Raw genomic sequence first — 23553 nt, forward strand, 5'->3', positions numbered from 1 at the left:
CGGTGCATCGTGGGGCCCCCATGGCAGCGTCAAAACTCACCAAACGCGAATATGAAACGCTGGCGGCTTTTCGGTTCTCGCTGAGGCAGTTCCTGCGTTTCAGCGAAGAGGCGGCCAAGTCAGAGGGGATAACCCCCCAGCAGCATCAGGCCCTGCTGGCGCTCAAAGGATTCCCGGGGCGGGAGTGTGCCAAGATCGGTGAACTGGCGGAGCGTCTGCAGGTGCAGCACCACAGTGCGGTGGGGCTGGTGGACCGCCTTGAGGCGGATGGGATGGTGACGCGCGAACCCTCGGCGGAAGACCGGCGCCAGGTCTTCATTCATCTCACCCCGCGCGGGGAGGAGTTGCTGGAGAAGCTGGCCTCGGTGCACCGTGAGCAACTCAGGCGCATTGGGCCTGAGTTGCGCCAGATCCTTGGCTACTTGAGCGACCATAAAGAACCGCCGCTCAAGCTGCCGTAGTGATTATTTCCTGGATGCTTCGACCAGCTGAATTGCATCGAGGATCACAAATCCCTCTGTCTGCGCATTGGAGATCGTGATGGTGGTTTCCTGGGTACCGTCACCTGTCAGATCCACCTGACCAACGCTGCGAAAGGCACCGCCCTGATCGAGAGGTTGCGTTTCATCCACGGTCAGCCGGGTTTCTGCGCCTCCGGACTTGATGATCACCGGCACCTTGGTGGCTCGAGTGGCATGCGGGGAGTAGGCCATGCGCAGATCGTAGCGACCGGACTTGGGCAGTTTCACCCGGAAGATCGCCGTGGATTGACCGTCGCCGCGGCGGTTGTCATGCAGATACCCGCGCCCGACATGGGGCTTGAAGCTGCTGGACCGGTCCCAGTTGCCGGTCAACTCCGCCTGGGAGTCATCCAGCACCACACCTGGCAACGTGGCCGGGTCGATGCTCACGGGATTCACGGGTGCTGGCGGGAGGGGAGGCAGGACCGGCAGTTCCAGCACCTGGCCCTGGGCCAGCAAGCGCTCGCGCAACTGGGCATACGGCAGATCTTGGGCCGGGGCCTTGCTCCGGGAGACCAGGGCGGCGGCCACCCCGGCGCTGTGACCGATCGTCATCCAGGTCGGTTCTACACGGATCGAGGAAATTGCGACGTGGGTGCAGGACAGTGCCACGGGCACAAGAAGATTCGTGCATTCTACCTTCTGGGGGAGGATGCTGCGGTAGGGGATGTGGAAGGCGGGGCCATGACGCCGGCCTTCCAGGCGCACCGGGAAGATGGTGCCCTCATTGATGACACCTCCATCCGGCAGGGCGACGCGCTGGCAGTCGTGGGAGTCGATCGGGAACGAGGAGACGGCGATGGCGTCGTCCTTGGCTGGCTTCTCCTGAATGTCGGCCTGCGTGAGGAAATAGATCCCCTTCATGCGGCGACCTTCCCGAACATAGAGCTGGGGCGACCAGTGGCCATAGTCGGCGAACTCGTCTTTGCAAAGACCCAGCTCTGCCAGCTGGCGGCGCTGCGCCTCCGGTACCGAGGGATCGGTGGTGAGGAACTTGTACAGCTCCAGGGTGTATTGTTTGTGAGCCTCCCAGATCTTCTCGCGCTCTCCGGGGCCGGCTTCACTCCAGCCATTGCAGGCTCCGACGAGGCCCATGGAGAACTGTTTGCCAATGCCGTTGTTGGCATCAAACTTTTCACCGGGCAGGGGATAGAGGTCCCAGAGGATGGGGGGATTCTTTACGTTCTGGAAATAGCGGCGTACGACCTCGAACCGCGCCGGATCGTAGTTGGCCGGTTCAGGAAATGGCACGCGGTTGGCGGGGTTGCCGGTGAGGCAGAGGCGGAAGCTGTACACCATCACGTTCCCGTCCCCTTCCTCTTCAGGTCCGGCATCGGTGGTGGTGATGAGGGGCAGGGCCTTGCCCTGGTCATTGAGACCGGAGATGGGCATTTTGGCCTTCGGGTACTGCTTGCCAGCCAGGCTTTCCCCGTAGGCCTTGCGGCCCTCACGACCGATGGTCCAGGCCACGCCAGCGGCTGCCATGAGGTCGCCTTCATAGGTGGCATCGATGTAGGTCTTGCCCTTGAAGGTGCCATCGGAGGTGGTGATTTCGCGGATGGTGGCTCCGTCCTTGTTCACCTTGGCAAGCTGCCTCCTCGTCAGCACCTGCACGCCGGCTTCTTTCAGCATTTGATGGGTCACGCGTGCGGCGACGCTGGGTTCATAGGTCCATACGGACTGGTCCTTCACCATCACATCGTACATGAGAGCGATGCCGCGGTCCTTGTAGTCCTTCTCCACCCGGAGGTGCCATTCTTCAAACAGACCCTTCAGCGTGCTGCGCACCGTCTGGTTGGAGTCGCTGAAGCTGAGCCCTCCGGTGTTCACTCCGCCGACGTGGGCGGTGGGTTCGAGGAGGATCACTTTTGCGCCCTCGCGGGCGGCTCCGATGGCGGCGCAGAATCCGCCGGGCGTGGCCCCGTACACGATGACATCCGCCTCGGTGGTGGAGTCGGCAGCGTGAAGGGAGGGGAATACCGCCCCGGGGACGGTCAATGCGAGTAAAAGAAGCGGCAGGAGTTTCATGATGCGGCGTGAATGCAGGAATAAAGGCAATCCGCACCGCTTTTGGACATCCGGCGCCGGAAGAATTATCCGCCTGTGCGCAATGCGGCGAAGGGATCCTCCACTTTGCGGGGCAGCAGTTCGTTCACCCGCTCGCGATCTACGGGGGTGAGCTTTTTGACCGTGGTGCCGTACACAGAAAGCAGGACATACTCGCCGGTGCGGTCGGAATAGAGCCAGCGATCACACTCCGGGCTGGTGCCGACGATGTCCACCTTGTGAGTCCAGGGGCGGCTCAGGCCGTTGGGATCCAGAGAAGGAGTGGCACGGGAGAAGCAGTCCAGAAGCTCGCGTACCGCTGCGGGATCACTGACGGTGCCGCACTTCTCGGAATTGGTGTTGAGCACCCGGAATTCTACGACGCCTTCCGCCTGCCAGGCCTTCTTTGAGGCGCAGCCGGCCAGTAAGACCAGACTGGCAAAGACTGGAAAGAGACGAGCGAGCGTGGGGCTCAGAACAAGACGGGAACGCATCAGGCCACGCTAACACTCCCGTCAAGGTAAACCGTATGGTCCTACGGGCTGAGTTTTTTCAGCGCCTCCCGCGCCTTGGAGTCTCCATTTGATGCGGCTTTCTGATACCAGGCGATGGCTTGGCTCATGTCAGGCACCACGCCCAGCCCGAATCGGTACGCATCGCCCAGTTGCCGTTGGGCCTCGGTGTCACCCTGGCTGGCTGCCAGACGGTACCAGGCTGTGGACTGGGAGCGGTCAGATTCCTCATAAGCAGCGCTGTATCGGAGGTTGTCGCCGAGCTTGCGCTGCGCCACGGGATCATTGTCCGCCGTGGCCTGCTGGTAGAGACCTTCAAACTGCGCGGGCAGACGTGCGGGACGCGGGGGGAGCGATGATGAAAATGAGCGACTATCACCTGACGAGGAGGTGCCTGATCCAAAAAAGGGGCGTTGCAGCCGGCTCTTGAGGCCCGCCTGGGTGAAGCTCCAGAAGATCATCAACGCCATCACGCCGCCAATGCCTACCACCCAGGGAACGGTCAGGCGGAAGGGTTTGTTCTGCTCTGGTGCGGCCCGGGCGGTTGTCGTGGGAGGTGAGGGGACGAAGCCAGAGGGGGCGCCGCCCGAAGGGCGGGGGAACGAAACTCCTGACGAGGAAGAGCCCGCGCGTTCTTGGCCGACAGGGGAAAAAGTAGGACTGGCCGCGACCAATGGGGCGCGAGGCAACCGGAGGCGGGGCCCCAGGATACGTGGCGGGACTTGCTCCACCTTGGGCTCTGCCAGCACAGGCGCAGCGGGGAGCGTCAGCCTGGGGGCAGTTATCGAGGGCGACTTTTCCTCTCCCGGCGGGCGGAGCAGAAACTGATAGGCCTCATTGATGCGAATCGTCTGGTCCATGGCCTCTGCCAGCGCCGCCTCGTCATCGGCGAAATGACTGGGGTGCCAGAAAGTCAGGGCGGTGTGATAGGCCGTCTCCAATTGCTCCCGTGTGAACGGGGGAGCGAGGTCAAGTGCTGCGTGGGCCTCACCCGGCGACATCCTGGGACTATGACTGAGGATGGGCAAAAAAACAATGGGGAGTGTGTGAAGCGGACGCGGATCGATGGGGTTTTGGGTAAAATTTACCAATGGAAGTAAATGCGCGCAGCCGCCGGTGGTGACTGGCTATGCTGGCTGACTTCACGGCATGAGGGCGCAGGCCCTGCCAGCTTGCGCGTTGCTTTCCTGTCTCTTCCATGATCCTTCCTCGTCTCCTCTTTGCATTGGCTGCCATGATGGTGCTTTCCTCCAAGGTGGCTGCCGATGTGACGCTGGCCGGAACGGCATGGTACAACGGAAGCACCACCGCGATTTCCCCCAACCCGGGGACGGTCGGCCATTGGGTTCCAACGAACCAGGGCAACATCACGGGCCTGACTTTCACCCCAGGGGTGCGCAATCAGTTTGGGAGCAATTCCGGTATGGTGTACCTGCAGAATCTCATTTTGCCAAACTCGCCGGCTACCGGGGGTAGTGCCACCTATGTCACAGTCATTGATCTGGCGACTCATTTGGTGGTGGGGTCGTCATTGAATCAGGTCGGTGCGGGGCAGGACACGTCCCTGACCACCGCGACACCGTACCGGTTTGACAGTCTGGCGTTGGACAGCAGTGGCAGCTATGCCCTGGTGTTCACCTCCACTCCGGGCACCGCAGGGCTGTTGGTCAGCGGAGTTCCGGGCTCGACGGGATTGCAGCTTGCCACGGGTACGGATCTGGATCCGAGTGCCGGCGGAACGCTGAATGTGGCAACCGCCCGATGGGGTGGGGTGGTTAATACTGGGGTGAGCGGGACAGACCTGATGCCCGGCACCGGAGTCTATACTCCAGGGGTACCGACACCCGGTCAGTACGTGAACTATGAGCAGTGGTATACCGCCACCTTCACCTCGACCGAACAACATCTCACCACTCTGGACGCCCCCACCGGGCAGACTATCACGCAGGCGAGTGCTTTTGGTGCTGCCGGCGGATTCCGGAAGACCGGGGGCGGCACTTATGTGCTGAACCAGGCCAACACCAGTTCCGGTGATGTGATCGTGGAGCAGGGGACGCTGCGGCTGGTTCTGGCTGCAAACGGCACCACCTCCTCCCGGGTGGGTGGCACTGGCGCAACCATCATGCTCAACAACTACGGAGCACAGTTGCAGAGTTCAAATGAGTTCTCAGGCGCCACTCTGCAACTGGAGTTTGGTGGAGGAGGGAGTGCGCTTGCCATCGCGGACAATAACATCGAAGGCGTAGGGACCATTCGCAAGACCGGAACAGGGCAGGTGTCGATGACGGGCACGAACGGGTTTCGAGGAAATCTTGTGATTGAAAGCGGCACCGTGGCCTTCAACAGTGCCGGGGCGGCGGCGGGTGAGTTTCACGTGCAGATCACGGATGCGGCAGCGAGCCTTGCGCTCGGAGAGTATTTTGTGGACAAGGTGGCGGTGATTGCCTCCCTGTCTGGCACCGGGGCGGTACGTGCGAATTTTGGCAATACCGGGGCGGTCAATCAGCTCAAGACCCTGGAAGTGCGGCAGGACATTGACACCGAGTTTTCCGGCGTATTTCAGAACAACGGTGGGCGGAATCTGGCGGTGATCAAGTCCGGCGCCGGGATCCTCAAGTTCAGCGGGGCCAATGTCTATCAGGGGACGACCAAGGTGAATGGAGGCTGGTTGGTGATCAATGGGGACCAGAGTGGCGCGACGGGGGCTGTGACGGTGAACGCAGGCGGGAGCCTTGGGGGAGTTGGCCAGGTAGGCGGGCTCACCACCGTAGCCAGCGGAGGCAGGCTGGCGGCGGGTGACTATGGGGCGGCCAATACCATTGGTACCCTCTCGCTGAAGGCGGGACTTGTTCTGCAAACGGGTTCAGAGGTGGTCTTCGAGCTGTCGGGCGCAACCGGGACCACGGCAGACCTGCTGACGATTGCACCCGGGGTGCTCAATGGCACTCCCGGCAACCATGACCATCTGGAAATCACGGGAAGCCTTGCCCTCGGTGACGGAGCCGTGGTCAAGGTGGTGCTGAAGGACTACACCGCAAGCTGGGGTGATGTGTTCAATCTGGCAGACTGGTCGGCTGCAGGTGGCGCGATCAACCAGGGCTTTGACCCGCTGGTGGACATGGACTTCACCGGTGCCCAGCTTGCAAGCGGCTGGTACTGGGCGACGGACAGGTTTCTCTCCGATGGGGTCATCTATGTTGCCCCCGAGCCTTCGCGATGGTTGTTGTTGATGATGGCGGTGCTGGCTTGTGCCTGCATCCGACGTCGTTGATGGCATGGAAGAATTGGCCCCGGCCATCGGTACCCCCTCTCATCCTGACCAACGGGACACATGACGATCATGAAACACTGCCACTCACCCTTCAGCCTGATCGCTTTTGCCGCTGGCTGGCTCTGTGCATCCTCAGCGGGGAAAGGGGCGGAGGCACCATTCCGTGTGGAAAGGAAGGTGGTGCTCACCAGCCAGCCCGGAAGTTATTTCACCCAATCCCGGGCGGCGTTGATTCCAGGCACACCGCCGAGGATGCTGATCACCACCCAGGAGACGGAGCCAGAGGGAGCTCATGGTTACCGTGACGTCTATCAAGTGGAGTCCCCGGACGGGGGGCTCACGTGGGGGGCCGTGAAGACCGTGGATAGCTTGCGCCGGACCGCTCAGGCAGACGGGTATGAAGTGGTCATGGGCGACGCCTGGCCACAGTGGCATGCGCAGTCCCGCAAACTACTGGTCACGGGAAAGACCTTCAACTTTCGCGGAGGACTGACAGAAGACCGGAACCGGGAGCGGGTTTCGTATGCGGTCTATGATCCGGCGGGCGGTGGATGGTCGGGTCTGAAGCTGATGGAAATGCCGACGACCGACCATGCGGGCAAGCCTATCCTGCAGCCCAATGCGGGCTGCAACCAGCCCGTCTATCTCCCAGATGGAGATGTCCTGCTTCCCGTGCGCTATGGGCGGAAGGCGGGTAGTCAAAACTATACGACCATCGTGACGAGGTGTTCGTTTGACGGCACCAACCTTGTCTACAAGTCGCACGGCTCAGAATTGGGCCTGCCGGATGGAAGGGGCCTGTATGAGCCCTCGCTGGCCTTCTACAAAGGATGGTACTATCTCACCATGAGAGCTGACCGGTCTGCCTATGTCTCCCGAAGCAAGGACGGGCTTGTCTTTGAGGAGCCGGTGAGGGAGTGGACATTTGACGATGGCAAGGTGCTGGGCAGCTACAGCACCCAGCAGCACTGGGTGACGCACGCCGACGGGTTGTACCTGGTCTACACAAGGAAAGGCGCTGACAATGATCACATCTTCCGCCATCGGGCACCGCTATTCATTGCCAAGGTGGATGGGGGAAATCTCCGCGTGCTGCGAGATACGGAGCAGGTGCTTTTTCCAGCAGAAGGGGCGGATCTGGGAAACTTTGGCGTGGTGGAGGTGAGCCCGGAGGAAACATGGGTGATCACGTCTGAATCTCCTGGCAAAAAGCAGGCGCAAAATCGGGTTTTGGTGGCCCGTCTCCTTTGGAGGAGCGCCAATTCTGGGGCCGGGCAGCAGGGGCGTTGAGTGTGCCGGAAGGGTAGTTTCCTTTGTGCAATATTTTCCAATGGTGGAAGATGGACGCATTGGAGACGGGTTTTCAGTATTTATATAATGCATACAGACCTGATTGTGGCGAGCCCGACGAGGGCAGCCGGGCGGGTCCCAGTGGTACCAAAACTGTCATGCACTTGTCATTTCCCAAATCCTCCGGTCGAGTGGCTCAGCAAGGCAGGCGCGAGTCCAGGGGGTTCACTCTTGTCGAGGTGAGTCTGGCCATGGGGGTGGTCTCTTTTGGACTGCTGAGTTTGATTTCCCTGCTCACTCTTGCCATGGATGGAGTGCGGGGGGCCAGCTCTGACCTGGTGGGAAGCCAGATTGCCAGCCGGATCATTGGGGAAATGCAGCAATGTCCCTGGGATCAAGTGGCGGCGAGAAACGGGCAGGTCAGCCACTACGATGCGCAGGGAAAGCGGGTGGATGCTGCCGCAGCTTCCGGTGACCTTACTGGTGCGGCACCAAGCACGGGATTTAGCACCTACACGGCACGTCTGGTGGTGGGAGAGGTGCGAAGCTACGGATGCGACATCAGTGTCCTGGTAGTGGCGGCTGCTGACGACCGGGGGACGAAGATGATTCAGGACTACCTCGACGGCAAAAGCCGGGGCGGTCTGGTGACGGTGTACCCTTCGCAACTGGCGAGGCTGGAGAAGTAAGCAACAACGACGGCAACGCACCCCCAGTCTCATGAGTTCTAGGAAAGTATCTGCAGTGCGCCGTTTCAGCAAGGGCTTCACCCTGATTGAGCTGCTGCTGGCCATGACCGTGCTGGCGGTCATCCTGATGACTCTGGCCATGATGATGAACCAGACCACCGGCGCCTGGAGGCAGGCCAGGTCCCAGTTGGAGCAGTTCAGGGAGGCGGAGGCGGCATTTGGCAGCATGGGCCGCCGGATTACCGATGCGGTGCTGAACACTTATACGGACTATGAGTTCCCGGGAGGGGACCGGCGAAAAACGCCCACACGCTATGTGCGTCAGTCTGAGCTGCACTTTGTCTGCGGGCCGGGTGGTCAGGTGGAAGGGGGGCTTGCTCCGTCCTTGCTGGGGGCTCAGGCTGCGCCCGGGCAGGCAGTATTTTTTCAGGGTCCCTTTGGCAGTCATGCGGACGGGGATCTGACCGGGCTCAACACGCTGCTCAATGCCTGGGGTTACTTCGTGGAGTTTGGTGACGACAGGGAGGCGCGGCCTGGCTATCTGGAGGAGGCTGTGGGAGCCCAGCCGCGCCACCGGTTTCGGCTGAAGGAGTTTCAACAAAAAACGGAGGAGTTGAGGGTTTATGCCTCGAACCTGACGGCGGCCAGCCAGGATGTCCTTTTTGACTGGTTTCGTAAACCTGTTTCCTCAGGAAGGGGGGTGCATACCCTGGCTGAAAACGTGATCGCACTGGTGATCCGTCCCATGTCGTCTGACAAGACGCTGGCCGCACCGACCCAGATGGCATCCCACTACTACTACGACACCCGGGCCTATCAGCAGAATGTGGGCACGGCTTTTGAGCAGGCACGTTCCCGGCATCAGTTGCCGCCTCTGCTGGAGATCACCCTGGTGGTGCTGGATGAGAACTCGGCCGCAAGGCTGGAGCAGGAGAACGGCAGCACCATGCCTGACCTGGGCCTGTCACAGTTGTTTCATGACGCGGCCTCGTATGAAAAAGATCTGGACGAACTCGAAGCCACCCTGGTGGCCCGCAAGCTGGGCTACAGGGCTCTCAAAAAGACGATCCGCCTGCGAAATTCGCGCTGGAGTGCGGTGGATTGACGGCTCTGAAGCGAAACCCTCTCCCATGAGATCATCTCCATCCCTTTCGACCTTGACGCTGCGGGGTTTCACCCTGGTGGAGCTGCTGACGGTGATCTGCCTCGTGTTTATGCTGCTGACGCTGGTGAGCGTGGGCACCAGCCATCTCGTGCAGGCGGCAAAGCTCTCCGAGGCGGTGGCTCAGGTGGAGAGCATGTTGAGGCTCGCAGCGCAGCGGGCGGGGATTGAGAACTGTGAGGTGGAGGTGAGGTTTTATGAAATAGATACTGGCGCTGGCGAAGGGATGCGGTTCGCCGCCATGCAGACGATGTGCTATCGCATCGAGACCGACCCCGCCGCAGCAGCGTACATCAGCCCGGGCTCTCCGGGCTTCTCTCCCCAGCCGGTGGCAGTTTCTGAACTGCAGCGGCTGCCCTCTGGTGTCGTTGTTCATGAAGGCCTCTTCAGCACGCTGTTGACTGATCCCTCCAGAGTGCCTGATCCTGCGACAGCAGAGGTGGATGGGCTGCCCAGCCGTGTCCGGCGGGTGAGATTTCTTCCCGGCGGTGGCACAGACCTGGGAGCCGGGAAAAAATGGTGCGTGCTCCTGTGCCGGTCCCAGGATGCAGCTGTGACCTCCCTGCCAGCCAACTACGCCGTGCTCGTGATCGATCCTGAAACCGCGAGATGCAGCCTGTTTCGTCCGCAGTAGCCCCCTCTTTCCTTCACCATGCGCTGTCAAGCCTCCCGCCCTTTTCTATCCAAGCGTCTGCCCCGTGGCGTGGCATTGCTCTCCACCCTGATCGTGCTGGCACTGGTAACAGTGCTGGTGGTGAGCTTCTTTATTGCCTCGCGGTCCATGCGGGAACAGGCCACCTATTCGCTGAGCGATTTCAGGCTGGGCACCTTGCGTGATGTGGCGATCAACGCCTCGATTGAGCAGCTGCGGGAGGCGACCACGCAGGCCGGGGAGATGTGGGCTTCCCAACCGGGGGCCATCCGTACCTACAGCCGCACGACCGGGCAGCCCAGCCAGATTTTCAAGCTCTACAGTCATGAGGTGTCGAGATTGCAAGGTCTGGCCACCATAGTGGATGCCGCGACACTGAATCTGGAGAGCGATGTGCCAGCCAACTGGAAAGCACAAACCTCGGCCTATGTGGACCTCAATGAGCCGGAGGTGTTCTCGGTGGATGGGCAAATGCATTTTCCCATTGTCGATCCGAGGCTTGATGATGGCGGCACCCACGTCCCAGAGGGGTTTGCCTACACGGACAAGCTGGCCTCCTCTGGAACTTCGGTTGCGGGGGTGATCCCATCCGCAGGAGGGACCAGCGCCCAGCAACGGTTGCCGATGCCGGTGCGGTGGATTTACCTGCTACGAGACGGCACCAGAGGGTGGATCAATGGGGCGGGGAAGTTTCAGCCGCTCTCCGGTACGGATGGTCCGAAGGGGAGCAATCCGATTGTGGGACGCATGGCCTGGTGGGTGGATGATGAGTCCGCCAAGATCAACATCAATACCGCCTCCGAAGCCATTCCCTGGGACACGCCGCGCGCGGCCACACCGGAGGATGTGGAATATGCCCGGCAGACCCCAGTGAAGAATGAGGTGCAGCGGTTCAGTGGACATCCTGCGACAACCTGCCTGAGCACGATCTTTTTTCCCAACGAACTTCTGGATCCAGCCACGGCTGAGGGGAGGGGGAAACTGATGCAAATCTACGATCTGGCTCCGCGCATAGGTGGGAGAGAGACAGGGTATCTGGCGGTCGGGACGGCGCGAAGGCAGCCTGTCGCATTTGATGACGATCGTCTCTATGCCACGGTGGATGAGATGCTCTATGCACCAGACCGGAGCCGCCAGCCTCTAATGCAGACCCTCGGAGCCGGGCGATTGCGCCAGCTCAGGTTCCTGCTCACGGCCAACAGCAGCGCTCCCGAGACCACGGCGGCGGGTACGCCCCGCATGAGCCTGTGGCCTGTGTTCCAGAATGATACCGATGCCAACCGAACCGCATACGACCGGCTGCTCACCCATGCCGCAACCATCGCTGGCCGACCTTACTACTTTCGGCGGAACGATGCGAAGACCAGCACCAATGAGTTTGCCGGGACCATGGCCAGCAATGCCAATCTCGAAAGGTACCTGCTCAGCCTCGCCGCCCGCAATGACATGGGGTATGCGAAGTCCTTCATCCAGAAATATGACGGGGATGTTGATGCGACGGGCCGGGAGGTGGAAAACATGGCCGTGGGGCTGGTTAGTTTCCTGGAAACCATCCGGGATACCAATTTGCATGACACCACCATCGCCCCCAGCGGACAGCCGGTGATTCCCTACGGGAATTTTACGGACTTGTTTCGAGGAACCAAGGTGCCGGGTCAGGTTCCCTCCACGAACCCGTCCAACTTCCCCAACGCCCGCGGGCAGCTCAACGACCATGAACTGCGGCTCGGGCCGGTGGGCAGGGAGTTTACGCTTTCTGAATTTGGGGTCGTTTTCAGTTATGCCGCGGAACACAAGTCGGGCGGGGTGAAGGTGAATCCCACCCTGGTGGACAAGCTGCAGCTTCCCGTGGGATACAAGGCGATCCAGGGCGCTGCAATTTTTGAGGGCTTCTGCCCCTCTCAAGGGTACACGATGATCTCGCCTGCAGCAGGCTTGTGTGCGGACTTCACCTTGGTGGGCATCAATGGCAGCCGTCCCTACAGCAAGGTCACGGGCAGCTCTCCGCTGGCAGGCACTGTGTATGCGGGATGGGGACCGTCCGGAAGCGGGTCTGACACAAGCAACCGACGCTGGCTGGGGGGCAGGGACCTGGAGGGGAGCAACGCCATGCCCAGCTCTGGTCTTACCATCCCGAATCTCTATGACAAGACTTGGTGGGTGGGGTGGGGCGGCTCGGGCGGGAGATTCGTGTTTACGGGAAGTGACACGGCAGGGCTGACCAACCCAGGCTCCATCACCAATCTCAAGGACCCCGTGACTGGCCAGGGGGAGATTCCAGCCATCTACACCAGGGGCTATTTCATCATTCCCTCCGCAGATGAGACCATGACGCTGGGCATGCTGGCTGAACCGTCGGGAAAGGAGGCCTTTGTGGAAATAGGCATCTGGGCAAGACGTGATGGCGTGGATCGGACTGACCATTGCAAGTTTGGGAAGTTCCCCCAAGTCGTTCTTCCCGTGCCCCAGCCCCCCTCCAACCTGCGCAAGGCGGATGGATCTCCCATGACCTGGCGGGAGAGGATGGATCAGACGAGAAACGGCAATTTCACTGATCCCGAAGTGATCGATCCAAGTGACACCGTGCGGACACTCGTGGTGCGGCACAATGACTACCGTCTGGCGCTCCTGCGCCGCCGGGAACACATCGGACCGTATGAAAACCGGACCTACACCACCCACCCGGACTACTTTGACAGCAGCAAGCGCCAGGTGCACAGCTTCACCCGGGCCGGTGGGGTGCCTGAGGCGGGGGCGGTCTTCCGGCGGGGTCTGGTCAACACCCCGTATGCCACGGACGTTCAGCCGGATTTTCCCGTGGACCCGGCAGACCCGGTGTTCACCAGTCACCTGGGAGGTTCCTATCCCTACCCGACGGATCCAGAGGTGACCCGTGATTGGAACAATGGCACCGGCATCGTGCCTGATGGAGCCTATTGGATCAAACCCGATGATTTGGCCCGGACCTTTGACGGTGCGGTGCCGCCCTACTTCAATCGCAAGTGGGATGGGGTGAACCTGAGCAATGGTGAAGAGACTATTTCACCGAACCAGCAGATCCCATCTGCAGTGATTTTCGGCGGCATCCCTTCGGCGGCGGGAGACGGAGTTCCATGGACTACTTACTTGTTTCGTCCTGATCTCAATGGCAACCATCTGGGGGCAGCAGGCCGGGGTATCTCGGGACCCCTGGAAGGAGCTCCACCGGACCATCGACTGTTGGACTGGTTCTGGATGCCTGTGGTGCAGCCCTATGCCGTGAGCGAGCCTTTTTCCACGGCCGGGAAAATCAATCTCAACTACCGCCTGGCGCCCTTCAACTACATCACCAGGGCAACAGGACTGCACGCCATTTTCAAGTCGGAGCGGTTGCTGGCCATTCCCACGGATGCGGGCATGCGGTACAAAGACTACGCCGCAACAGCCTCCAACACGGGATGGCGCATGAAGATCGATGCGAAGGAGACGCTCAAACAGTTTGAGAACCGGTTCAACAGCGGCAAGATCTTTCGCTTTGCGAGCGAGATCTGCGAGATGCAACTGGTGCCGGAAGGCCAGACGCTGGGGGGAATGCAGGCTTTCTGGGCAGCGCACAAGCTCACTGGAGACAACACGCTGGAACGGCCCTATGCCGGCATCTACCCGCGGCTGACCACGCAGTCCAATGTCTTCACCATTCATCTGATGGTGCAGACACTCAACAAAGCCCGCTCTACGGCGTTGGATGAATTTGTGGAAGGGCAGGACATGGTGACGGGAACGTATCGGGGCGAGGCCCTGGTGGAGCGTTACATTGACCCCAATGATCCCGATCTGCCTGACGCGGTGGGGGCGGCGCTCGCGAGCACCCCGGCAGCGGCGATTGACGCGTCCTATGCGTGGCGGATCCGGCATGTGAGGCGCTTCGCCCCTTAAAACCCGGCCGCTTTCTGTCGAATATTTGCCAATGGCAGCGTGAACACGCCGGTTCGTGCCGTCATGGTAAGGTGCTTCTCGCTGGTCTGATCTGGCCCATCAAACTGTCTCTGTTTACCGCTTCCCATGTTTAAGAATCTTTATCCTGTCATCCTAGCCGCAACCTTTGTTGCCACGGGATCCATGCATGCCTCAGAAGCCCTGACGGGTCCGGAGCCCAAGGCGGGAGGGCGGAGGGTGGAGCCAGTACTGCCGGTGGTGGATCTTTCCGGCGACACTTCCCGTCATGTCATCATCGCAGCCGGAACGGAGGAGACTTACCAGGGGCATCCTACGACGCTGTTGATGCCAGATGGGAAAACGATGTTTGCGGTGTGGAGCATCGGGCACGGTGGCAACTCAGGTCCGATGGCAAGAAGCGGCGATGGTGGGCTGACGTGGCAAAGAATAGATGACCAACTGCCTGAGGGATATAGGAAACACCGGAACTGCCCCAGCCTGTACCGGATGGTGGACCTGGGCGGCAAGGAGCGGCTTTGGGTGTTTTCCGCAAAGCCCAACATGCCACGGATCGTGAGTGAGGATGGCGGCGTGACCTGGAAGGAGGAGGCTCCCCTGGGGTTTCCCTGTGTGATGACCTTCAGCAGCATGGTGGAGCTCAAGAACGGGCGCTATCTGGGTCTGTATCACAAAGGGCCTGACGGGAAGGACAAGGCTCCTCTGGAGGTGTTGCAAACCGAGAGCAGTGATGGTGGGGGGACATGGTCCAAGCCCAAGGTGGTGGCCAGTGTGGAGGGGAAGAACCCTTGTGAGCCTTTTGTTTTCCGCTCTCCAGATGGGGCAGAACTGTGCTGCCTGATGCGGGAGAACACCCACAAGGGGAGGAGCCTCGTGATGTACAGCAAAGACGAGGGGGCCACCTGGAGCGCCCCGGTGGACACCCCCTGGGGGCTGACAGGCGATCGTCACATGGGCACCTATGCCAAAGACGGGCGGCTGGTGGTCGCCTTCCGTGATGTGGCCCTGCAGAGTCCCACACTGGGTCATTTTGTCGCCTGGGTGGGGCGATATGACGACCTGCGCAACAACAAGGAAGGCAGCGGCTACCGCATCAAGCTCTTGCACAGCCACGCGGGGCGTGACTGTGGGTATCCGGGGCTGGAATGCCTGACTGACGGGACGCTGGTGGCCACCACCTATGTCAAGTATGCGGAGGGTGCCAGGAAACACTCCGTGGTAAGCACGCGGTTCAAGCTTGAGGAAACTGACAAGCTGTTGACGCCTTGATTCCTGGACGAAACGAGACAGCGTGAACCGGTCTGTGATGTCTGGTTCGTGAGTCTGCCTGAGTTGGCGCAAGCATCTCTCCCACCTGTTCCCGACTGTGTCTTTCCCCATCCATTGTGAGTTGGTGGCGACGCGCCGCAGTGGCCGGGCTCCTACCCGTGTGGAGGGCCTGGAAATCGTCCGAATGGCGAGAGGTCATGCTGTGTGGGCAGTGGACGGAGAACCCGTCGAGGTGAAGGAGCACGACGTCATTTTCGTATTGCCGGGCCAGGTCTTCGGCGGGATTGAATCCTCGGAGTCGGTGCCGGTCCGTGCGGAACGCATCCTTGTAAAGCTGGCTGCGAAGCGGGGCAAAGGGTACGGAGCTGCTCTGGGGGAAGCGCTGGGCATGACGGAGACGCACGCGACCCGCATCTGGAGGACGCTGGAGTCTGCGAAGACTCAGAAGGTAAATCTGGGGCTGGACGGATTGCGATTGTGTGGAGAAGTGGTGCGGCAGGCCTCGCAAAAGGGGTGGCTGGCTCAGACCTACATCTCTGCCTGCGTCTTCAAGCTGCTATGCCATCTCTGCCTGGGCTTGGAGGGCAAGGTGACCCGGGAATCCTCGCCCGCAGATTCTGAGCAGCGCGTGGCTGCCTTTTTGCAGGAGTTGGAGGCCCGGAGTGCGGAGCCTTGGACGCTGGAAACCATGGCCCAGGAGTCAGGGCTCAAACGCTCACGCTTTGGCACCATCTGCCGGCAATTGACGGGAGAGAACCCCATTACCTTCTTGAGCAGACTCCGGGTGCGTGCCAGCCGCCGGTTGCTGAGGGAAACCACCTTAAGTGTCACGGATATCGCCATGGAATGTGGATTCAGTTCCAGCCAATACTTCTCCAAAATCTTCCGACGTTATCAAGGCCATGAGCCGACCCACTTCCGCCATCTGGTGGAAGAAGTGCGCAAGGGCAGGGGGATCCATTATCTCAAGAGCGACACCGCACGGACGGCAGCCTACGCTGAAGAGGAAGTGGGGATAGGGGATTTTTTGGTGCAGTGCCGCATTACCCTTGATCAGTTGGGGGGGACGGCTGCTTCTCTGGAACTCGGGGTAGACCGGTTTGGCTTTGACGGGCGGCAGGGGTATTTGTTCTGTGAGGGGGACACGTTTGGTCCGGCCCAGTTCTTCGCACCGACTCACAAGTTCATCCGGGAAGGGGAGTCCTTCTTCTGCACTGTGGAACGCAAGGGCAGCCAGATCACTTTTTCGATCAACGGCCACCTTGTGGCCACCATTGCGGACGATCCCTCCCGCAAGGTGGGGCTGGTAGGGCTTCGGCCGCTGCGCAATGGCATCTCCATCCACTCCTTTCAAGTGGCGGGACGTGAAGTGGCGCTGAAGAGTGTGGATCTGGCGTGACGGAAAGGATCAAGATGCGAGTCTAACCTGCGGCTCGTCGTCATTCACGCGGGGCACCACTACCACGGGACAAGAGGCATGTTTCAGGATGCCGGCGGTGACGCTGCCCACGAAAAGGTTGTAGAGCGCGCCGTGTCCATGAGAGCCCATGATGATCAGGTCGGGGGCCAGTTCGTCCACCTTGTGCCGTACGACATCCAGCACCGGGCCGGTGTCCTCCCGGGTGACGGCATCGAGGCCCGCGCCTTCCAGTTGTTTCCTCAGTCTGTCCAGATCCGCCTGACAGGCTTCCGCTTCCGATTCGGTTCCAGGAGGTGGGGCGAAGTCGACCACCAACGGATCGGGTGGGATGACATGCAGGATGGTGACCCGGCTGTCGAAGGCCCGGGCCAGGAGTTCAGTCTGCTTCATGACGGATTCCGTCAGATCAGAGAAATCCACGAGAACGAGGATGGAATGAATCTGCGTCGTACCCGGGATGAGCCGGTCATCGATGGCAGGGTTCAGGTGGGTGCGTGCTGCAGGCACCACCGTGACGGGGCAGCGCGCATGGTGAAGCACCCCATGAGTGACGTTTCCCAGCAGCACGTCATGAATCGCGGTGTGACGGTGGGTGCCCATGACAATCATCCGGGCGTGTCGTTCCTCCGCGGCGGCCAGAATCTGCTCCGTGGGAGGGCCCTGCATCTGAAGCGTGCTCACATTGCTGTTGAGCCCGGTGATGCGCTCCCGCCATAGTTCCAGCTGTCGTCGGTCCGCCTCTGGATCCACTTCGGCGGCAAATGGGGTGGAGGCCGGGACGGGTTCGTACCCGATATAGGGCGGCTCTGGTGGGATGACGTGGAGCAGCAAGGGGCTCTCACTGGTTGCTTTGGCCATCTGGGTGGCCACTCCGATCACACGAGAGGTGACATCAGAAAAGTCCAACGGTACAAGCATGACACTCATGGCGGCCTCCTTTGGCAGGTTGGTTTCCCATACTACCAAATCGGCCGCCGGAGGTCCATCACGCTTCGCGGGTCACCCGCTCTCTCGTTTTGACGTTCCCGACAAGAATTGCACCCCTCAGCCTCCCGTCAGGTCGTTGACCGTGGTGGAGGAGCTGTTGCTCTTGACCGAGGCCACGCCGTTGTCGCGGGCTCCGGTCGAACTGTACATCTCGCTCTTGCCGATGATCTGGCCATTCTTGGCCTTCAGGACAAAGAACGGTTCCCCGGCAACTGACGTCTTGAGTTCAAAGTTGGCGTCGTCAGCTCCGTGAGCGCGGACGGAGGCAATGCCATCCTGGGCACCCTGTTTGCTGGCGTAGCTCTGGCCGGTGAGGATCACCTGACCGTTGCCAGCCTTGAGATTGAAGGTGAACTGGCCGGACTTGTCCTTTTTCAGGTCGTAGCTCATAGGAGTGAGGAGGGTGAAGCTCAATGCCGAGTCAATGCGGCGAGCATCTCAAAAACGGTTGCCTGGAGCAATGGAAAAATGCAGAGGTTGGTCCAGTCGTCCTGATCGGTTCAGGCAATGGAGGGGAGGCGGATGAAATGCGGTGGGCGCGGCGGAGAGTCGCGGGGAATTTGGACGAACGTTCCCGTGGCGATCTGAGCCGATGGAGACAATCGGACTATGTCGGGTGCGATCCCCGAGAGTAGTCCGGTCGTCCCAACTACTGCACAAAGCTGAACTCGCGGCCGTTGATGAGCGACCAGATGATGTTCCCGTAGGCGCCTTCGCCTTCAGCCGCGAACGCTTTGCGGGCGATGTCCTTTTCCCTGAAGTTGGGATGCCGGTTCAGAATGCTGAGGAAGACGACTTCCACCTTGTCAGGCGGGTTTTTCACCTTCTCCATGTTGCGGGCAATCAGGGAGTCCTTGCTGGTCAGCATTTTCTGGGCGGCTCCGTTCATCATCATGAGCACCTGCGGGGAGCTGCCATCCTTGGACCCGCCGTCGATGGTGAAGCGCTCGGACTGCCCGAATTCACGCAGGAAGTGCCCGGGAGGGGCGGGCTGTTCCAGCTCAGAGGCTCGCATGAGCTTCATGTTGCCGAACACGATGACCTTGGTGGGATCCATGTTCTTGCTGCCGGCATCGGTGAGGGTGGCTCCCATGCGAGCTTCGTTGCGGGCTCCGAGGGAGTTCATCACGCTCACCTTTTGCAGCAGGGTCTGGGCATTCACCGTCGCCAGATTCACATCCATGGAGCGGCCGTACAGGTCTGCATCGGGGTTCTTGACGCTGTCTGGATTGCCCAGAAGCAGCGTCATGTAGGAGTCCCACGCCTGTTCCGCCGTCATGCGGCGCAGTACGGGGCCTTGAAAGAAGTATGGCGCCCCCATCGGCAGTTCAGCCGTCGTGGCCTCGCGCTGATAAGTGCGGGTGTTGAAAACGATGCGCTGGAACTCTTTGAGGTTGAACTTCAGCCGGACCATCTCGGCGGCCAGGTGCTTGATCAGCTCTGGATTGTAGGCTTCATCGGGATTGTCCACATTGAGCACTGAGGGCGTCAGCGCTTTGCCGAAGGCCCGGCCCCAGAGGCGGTTGGCCATGGTCATGGCAAAGCGGGGATTGGAGGGGTGAGTGGCCCAGCGGGCAAAGACTTCACGCGATTTGGCACCCTTGTTGGCGGAGATGGTTGAGGCCAGCAGATAGGCAGGATTTTTGGCGTCTTCCGCGCTCCACATGATGAGCTTGGGGGAGACTTTTTCCCCGGGGCTGCCGTCTTTGTACTTGTAGTCTCCTGGCAGGGTCAGGCGGTTTTCCGTCCGATCCACGACGGCGAATTTGTTGGCATTGATCACATCTCCCAGGAGCCCGCGGTATTGCTCGCCATCCACCCCCTTGCTTTTCATGAGGGCCATGGCCTCCTTGAGGAGGCGTTCGCCGGGATCGCCACCGGGGAAGTCACCAGCACCCATTTCGGTGGCCGTGTTGCCGAAGAAGGCGGCCATTTCGTAGAACTGGCGTTGGGTCCAGTCGGCGAACGGGTGGTCGTGGCACTGGGCGCACGCCACATCGGTGCCGAGAAACAACTGCAGGGTGTAGGAGAGATTGTCCAGCGGCATGCCGGCATCGCGCAGCATGTACCCCGCTGCTCCGTTGCTCCACATCTTGCCGGTGGCGGTGAGCATTTGGTAGGCCATCTGGTCCCAGGCGGCGTTTTCCCGCAGGTTCTGCTTCACCCACTGGCTGTAGGCCGTACCGCGCACGAGGTTGCGTTCAAAGTCGTCTTTGATCCGCAGCATCTCGGCGAAGTAGTTGTACATGTGGCTGACATAGCCCTCGGAATCGAGGAGCTTGTTGATCAGCTTGGCGCGTTTGTCAGCGTCACCGCTCCGGGTGAAGTTGACGGTCTCATCGTAGCTCGGAACGCGACCCACGATGTCTAGAAAAACACGACGGACAAACTGCTCGTCTGAGGCCGCCGGATTGCCCGTGATGGGGGGCTGCACAGTCTTGGGCTCGCCATCTGCGGATTTCCCGGAGACCGGCTGGCTGCGTTTGAGGTTCTCTCTCTGCCAGCCCATCTCCACGAGCTGGTCGATGCGCGCGGAAGCCTGGGCCACCGTGGCGGAGTCGGCCAGGGCAGGGAGTTGACCCATCAAGTTCGCCGCAGGTTTCAGCGTTTTTGCCAGTTGCTGATCTTCCAGAGAGAGCCGGTCCAGTGGGAGGTTGAAGATCGCGCCTGCCGCCGTCTGGATGTACACCGCGCCGTTTTCCAGCTTGATGAAGGTGGCTTCTACTTTTCGGCCTTGATTGTCCGTCCAGACCCGCGGCGCGTTGTCCGCTGCGAAGAGGGTGGCCGACGTCAGAACACAACACGCGAGAGAAACGAGGCGGAACGTCTTCATGACGGTAATAAATCGAAAACGGTGGGGGGCCGGACTTGCGGATGGCATGGAGCCAGTTCTAAAACTCCCTGGCTCCTGTGGAATTAGAGGGAATATCTGGGATGACGGCAAGGCGGAAGTCCATCAGGAGGCAAATGGGATCCGGTGAGCACCCCTGAACTCACTGCCATTTTGGTTCATTTAATTACCCGTAGGCGCCTGGTTGTTTTGGCGAAGGATATGGTGAGCGGGGTGACGTTTTCCAGGGGCTACATTTAGTGTTGTCTGACTATAAGTTTTTCCCAGTGCAGGCTCTGTCTGTAAAATGTTGGCATTCAGGGGTTTGTTGTGGAAGGGCCGCTTTGACAAATGGGCGGATGTTTTGTTCAAAGTATGAGCAAATTTTTATCATCTGGCATCAGTAAACACCCTGACTGTTCTTAGGATTGTCCAGGCCCTCCAGGTGGGGGACAATGAGGTGGCCTAACCACACGGTGGCCCTTGTAGCCAGTACTCACGCCTATGATGAAATCCAGCCTCCTCACTTTGGCCGCGCTTTGCGCGGGTTCCGCCGCCTGCATTGGCACGACAAACACGACAGCCTCGCCGACACAGCGGGTTCAGCGCATCCACAATGTGAGAACCACCGCTTACACACACACCGAGAGCGACCACATCGTGCACGGCACCAAAACTGCCGCGGGCGGAAACCTGAAATACGGGAGTGTTCGCAGCGCTGCTGCGGACTGGTCAGTGTATCCCGTGGGCACAAAGTTCCAAATTGAGGGCGACCCTTGCGTCTATGAGGTGGATGATTACGGCTCCGCGCTTGTGGGCACGGGGACGATCGACATCTACAAGCCTTCCAAGGCTGCCATGGATCAGTGGGGGGTGCGTAATGTAAACATCAAAGTGATTGAGTGGGGCTCTTTCCTGAAGAGCCTCGCTATCATGAAGCCACGCGCTACGAAGGCGTCCCACATCCGGAAAATGATCCAGAAGATCGAGGGCGGACCGCCCAACGTCTGAGGACCATGGCCCCGGTAATGTGAATGACTCTCCGGGGCGTGACTGGGCGGGGCGGCCATCTGGTCGTCCCGCCACGTTTCCATGTCCGGCGCGGAGCTTGTGCCTGGAGAGCTGTTCCTACTGTTCGCCGTCCACCTTCAGCATGGGGGCGGTCAAGGCCTCATAGGTGGCGCGGTCCACAATGAAGGTGTCCGGTTCGTCGTTCATGCGGCCGTGATAGAGCGTGGGCTTTTGGCCGGGAACTGAGGCGGCCGGGGCAAAGGAGAGCATGACCGGGCGCGGCTCGCCACCCGGCTTGTCCATATCTGTTAGCAGAAGCTGGACGGTCAGCGTGGGGTTCTTCAAGGCCTCGATGGCGGCGGTACGGTTGGTGCTCCACTCCACGGCGTCAAAGTTGACGAGCCGGTTCAGCAGCTGATTGGCGGCAGCGGAGTTGATTCTGTCGGTGATGTCCTGTCCCGCCAGGGTGCCGCTCCAGCTGGCATTGATCGATGCGTAGTTGAGCGTGAGAGCGGGGGAAGTGCCCTCCGCCACCACCACCCGTTGCACGGCAAACATGTTGGCACTGAGCACCCGGCCGCTGCGCCATTTCAGCGTTTCAGGCGGGGAGATGCTCAGCATGAATGGGCTCACCTGGACGATGGTGGGCTCACCTCGAAACTTGGCGCTGATCACCCCTTGTTCGCCCTTCCCGAACTGAAGCACGCGGGAGGTCTCCTTGGTGATCCATTCGATTTCCAGGAAAGGCTGATCGAGGCCGTAGGGCTCCAGATTGGCGGTGGCGTTGTCCGTCACAAAAGCGCGCACCTGGGTGCCGTTCAGACCGTCCAGCAAGGCCTGGATGCGCTCCTGATTTCCGGGTTCCAGTTTGCCAAAGCGCTTGAGAGTCCAGCCCCCTGACTCACGATTTAGCACCACCTCCGGTTGTGACTGGCTGCGCAGGCGTACGCCGATGACATTTTCCACGGGAATCCGAGCCAGCTGCTGATCCCGCAGATGATTGGGCTGGAGTCGCCAGAAATCGGCCAGTTTACGCGGAGCAAGGAAGCGACCGGGGCGGTTGGTGACCTCGGCGGGAACTTCTTGGCCCGCCTCCACGGGATGAAGGGTGATCACCACGGGAGCGGGCTGGCCCTCTGCTTCCAGGGTGACCGTCATCAGGGGCAGGGCGGGATTGGCCGTCTTCGCATCGGAGTCGGGCGCAGCATTCAGGCGGACATCCATATTGAGGACCGCCGCCAATATGGCATTCACCCGCTCATCGCTGGCGGCTGTCTGTATCGGCTTGATCAGCTGCCAGGGTTTGCCTTTCTCACGGGTGAACTCAATGGCACCCGTGCCAGCGGTCAGTACAAACCGGTGGATGGTGTCGGGCTGCAACCGGACGAGTTTGATGTCGCGCCAGTCCTCTGCGTTTTTAGAGAGCAGGGCAGGGAGGGTGGACTTGGTGACGTGGAGCAGTTCGTTGCCCTTTTTGTCCGGCTTCTCGCCTGGCTGGGCGGCATAGAAAGACTCCTCAAAGGGTGCCTTGCCGCCAAACCGGCAGCGGGCGAGGTCCTTGCCACCTTCTCCAAGCACGGCCACTTCCAGCGCGGTGGGATTGCCGAGCCCGGTACGCTTGTAGTCTTCCTTGCTCATGTCCTTGCGGGCGACGGTCTCCCGCCATTCGAGGCCGTTGAGCGATTTCAGAAGTTGGGCCACCCATTCTGGATTGGCGCGATCCTGATAAGGGGCGCGCGCCTGCCAGGCGTCGTCCTTGCGTTGCAGCTTCAGCGTTCCATCCTTGGTGGTGATGGAGATGTCCGCCGCCTCTGCCGGAGCGAAGGCAAAAGGGCGGTTCACGCGGGCCAGCCGTTCCGTGGTGGACGGGAGATGGCGCTCGTAGCCGGCGATGTAGGCGATCAGTCCGCCCACAAGGAGGAGAAGGACGAGGGTGGTGGAAAGCTTCATATCAGGCAGG

Annotated in this window: 17 protein-coding genes; 10 read left to right on the plus strand and 7 right to left on the minus strand. The window is 60.6% G+C overall.

Annotation, left to right across the window (positions count from 1 at the left end; genetic code table 11):
* Nucleotides 1–20 precede the first annotated feature (20 nt).
* On the plus strand, nt 21–461 hold the full coding sequence (locus tag BV034_RS13145; protein ID WP_050027468.1) for a MarR family transcriptional regulator: 441 nt from the start codon (nt 21–23) through the stop codon (nt 459–461).
* 3 nt (nt 462–464) lie between these two features.
* Here the strand turns inward: BV034_RS13145 and BV034_RS13150 are convergent, their stop codons facing one another.
* The 3 genes from BV034_RS13150 to BV034_RS13160 form a co-directional block, all read right to left on the minus strand.
* The gene (locus BV034_RS13150; protein ID WP_050027469.1) at nt 465–2549 is read right to left on the minus strand and encodes an FAD-dependent oxidoreductase; all 2085 of its coding nucleotides are present in this window, start codon (nt 2547–2549) and stop codon (nt 465–467) included.
* Between the two features lie 65 nt (nt 2550–2614).
* The gene (locus BV034_RS13155) at nt 2615–3061 is read right to left on the minus strand and encodes a hypothetical protein (protein ID WP_050027470.1); all 447 of its coding nucleotides are present in this window, start codon (nt 3059–3061) and stop codon (nt 2615–2617) included.
* Between the two features lie 41 nt (nt 3062–3102).
* Nucleotides 3103–4020, minus strand: a complete 918-nt coding sequence (locus tag BV034_RS13160; RefSeq protein ID WP_265592955.1) for a tetratricopeptide repeat protein — start codon at nt 4018–4020, stop codon at nt 3103–3105.
* A 257-nt stretch (nt 4021–4277) separates the two neighbouring features.
* On the opposite strand from BV034_RS13160, the gene BV034_RS13165 reads away from it, so the two are divergent.
* The 8 genes from BV034_RS13165 (at nt 4278) to BV034_RS13200 (ending at nt 16744) form a co-directional block, all read left to right on the plus strand.
* On the plus strand, nt 4278–6350 hold the full coding sequence (locus BV034_RS13165) for an autotransporter-associated beta strand repeat-containing protein (RefSeq protein ID WP_050027472.1): 2073 nt from the start codon (nt 4278–4280) through the stop codon (nt 6348–6350).
* A 69-nt stretch (nt 6351–6419) separates the two neighbouring features.
* On the plus strand, nt 6420–7640 hold the full coding sequence (locus tag BV034_RS13170) for a sialidase family protein (RefSeq protein ID WP_265592956.1): 1221 nt from the start codon (nt 6420–6422) through the stop codon (nt 7638–7640).
* Nucleotides 7641–7891: 251 nt separating this feature from the next.
* On the plus strand, nt 7892–8329 hold the full coding sequence (locus tag BV034_RS13175; protein WP_050027474.1) for a hypothetical protein: 438 nt from the start codon (nt 7892–7894) through the stop codon (nt 8327–8329).
* Nucleotides 8330–8360: 31 nt separating this feature from the next.
* Nucleotides 8361–9434: a Verru_Chthon cassette protein C gene (gene vccC, locus BV034_RS13180; RefSeq protein WP_081887781.1), complete on the plus strand. Its 1074-nt coding sequence runs from the start codon at nt 8361–8363 to the stop codon at nt 9432–9434.
* Nucleotides 9435–9459: 25 nt separating this feature from the next.
* Nucleotides 9460–10125, plus strand: a complete 666-nt coding sequence (vccD, locus tag BV034_RS13185; protein ID WP_265592957.1) for a Verru_Chthon cassette protein D — start codon at nt 9460–9462, stop codon at nt 10123–10125.
* 18 nt (nt 10126–10143) lie between these two features.
* Entirely contained in the window at nt 10144–14058 is a 3915-nt protein-coding gene (gene vccA / locus BV034_RS13190) for a Verru_Chthon cassette protein A (protein ID WP_050027477.1), read from the plus strand.
* A 183-nt stretch (nt 14059–14241) separates the two neighbouring features.
* Nucleotides 14242–15345 carry a sialidase family protein gene (locus BV034_RS13195; RefSeq protein ID WP_050027515.1) on the plus strand — a complete coding sequence of 368 codons (1104 nt, stop codon included), beginning with the start codon at nt 14242–14244 and terminating at the stop codon, nt 15343–15345.
* Nucleotides 15346–15442: 97 nt separating this feature from the next.
* Complete coding sequence (locus BV034_RS13200) at nt 15443–16744, plus strand: AraC family transcriptional regulator (RefSeq protein ID WP_265592959.1); 1302 nt, start codon at nt 15443–15445, stop codon at nt 16742–16744.
* A gap of 9 nt (nt 16745–16753) precedes the next feature.
* Here BV034_RS13200 and BV034_RS13205 read toward each other — a convergent pair whose 3' ends face one another.
* The 3 genes from BV034_RS13205 to BV034_RS13215 all read right to left on the minus strand — a co-directional run bounded on the left by BV034_RS13205 (nt 16754) and on the right by BV034_RS13215 (nt 20585).
* Nucleotides 16754–17683 carry a universal stress protein gene (locus BV034_RS13205; protein ID WP_265592960.1) on the minus strand — a complete coding sequence of 310 codons (930 nt, stop codon included), beginning with the start codon at nt 17681–17683 and terminating at the stop codon, nt 16754–16756.
* Nucleotides 17684–17809: 126 nt separating this feature from the next.
* Entirely contained in the window at nt 17810–18142 is a 333-nt protein-coding gene (locus BV034_RS13210; RefSeq protein ID WP_050027480.1) for a YegP family protein, read from the minus strand.
* 259 nt (nt 18143–18401) lie between these two features.
* Complete coding sequence (locus tag BV034_RS13215) at nt 18402–20585, minus strand: DUF1549 domain-containing protein (RefSeq protein WP_050027481.1); 2184 nt, start codon at nt 20583–20585, stop codon at nt 18402–18404.
* A 501-nt stretch (nt 20586–21086) separates the two neighbouring features.
* Here BV034_RS13215 and BV034_RS13220 point away from each other — a divergent pair.
* Nucleotides 21087–21593 carry a 3D domain-containing protein gene (locus tag BV034_RS13220; RefSeq protein WP_050027482.1) on the plus strand — a complete coding sequence of 169 codons (507 nt, stop codon included), beginning with the start codon at nt 21087–21089 and terminating at the stop codon, nt 21591–21593.
* A gap of 117 nt (nt 21594–21710) precedes the next feature.
* On the opposite strand, the gene BV034_RS13225 is transcribed toward BV034_RS13220, so the two are convergent.
* Nucleotides 21711–23543, minus strand: coding sequence for a DUF4340 domain-containing protein (locus BV034_RS13225; RefSeq protein WP_050027483.1), 1833 nt, complete (start codon nt 23541–23543; stop codon nt 21711–21713).
* Between the last annotated feature and the right edge of the window lie 10 nt (nt 23544–23553).

Origin of the sequence: Verrucomicrobium sp. BvORR034 (genome assembly GCF_000739635.1) — a bacterium.
Lineage (GTDB): Bacteria > Verrucomicrobiota > Verrucomicrobiia > Verrucomicrobiales > Verrucomicrobiaceae > Verrucomicrobium.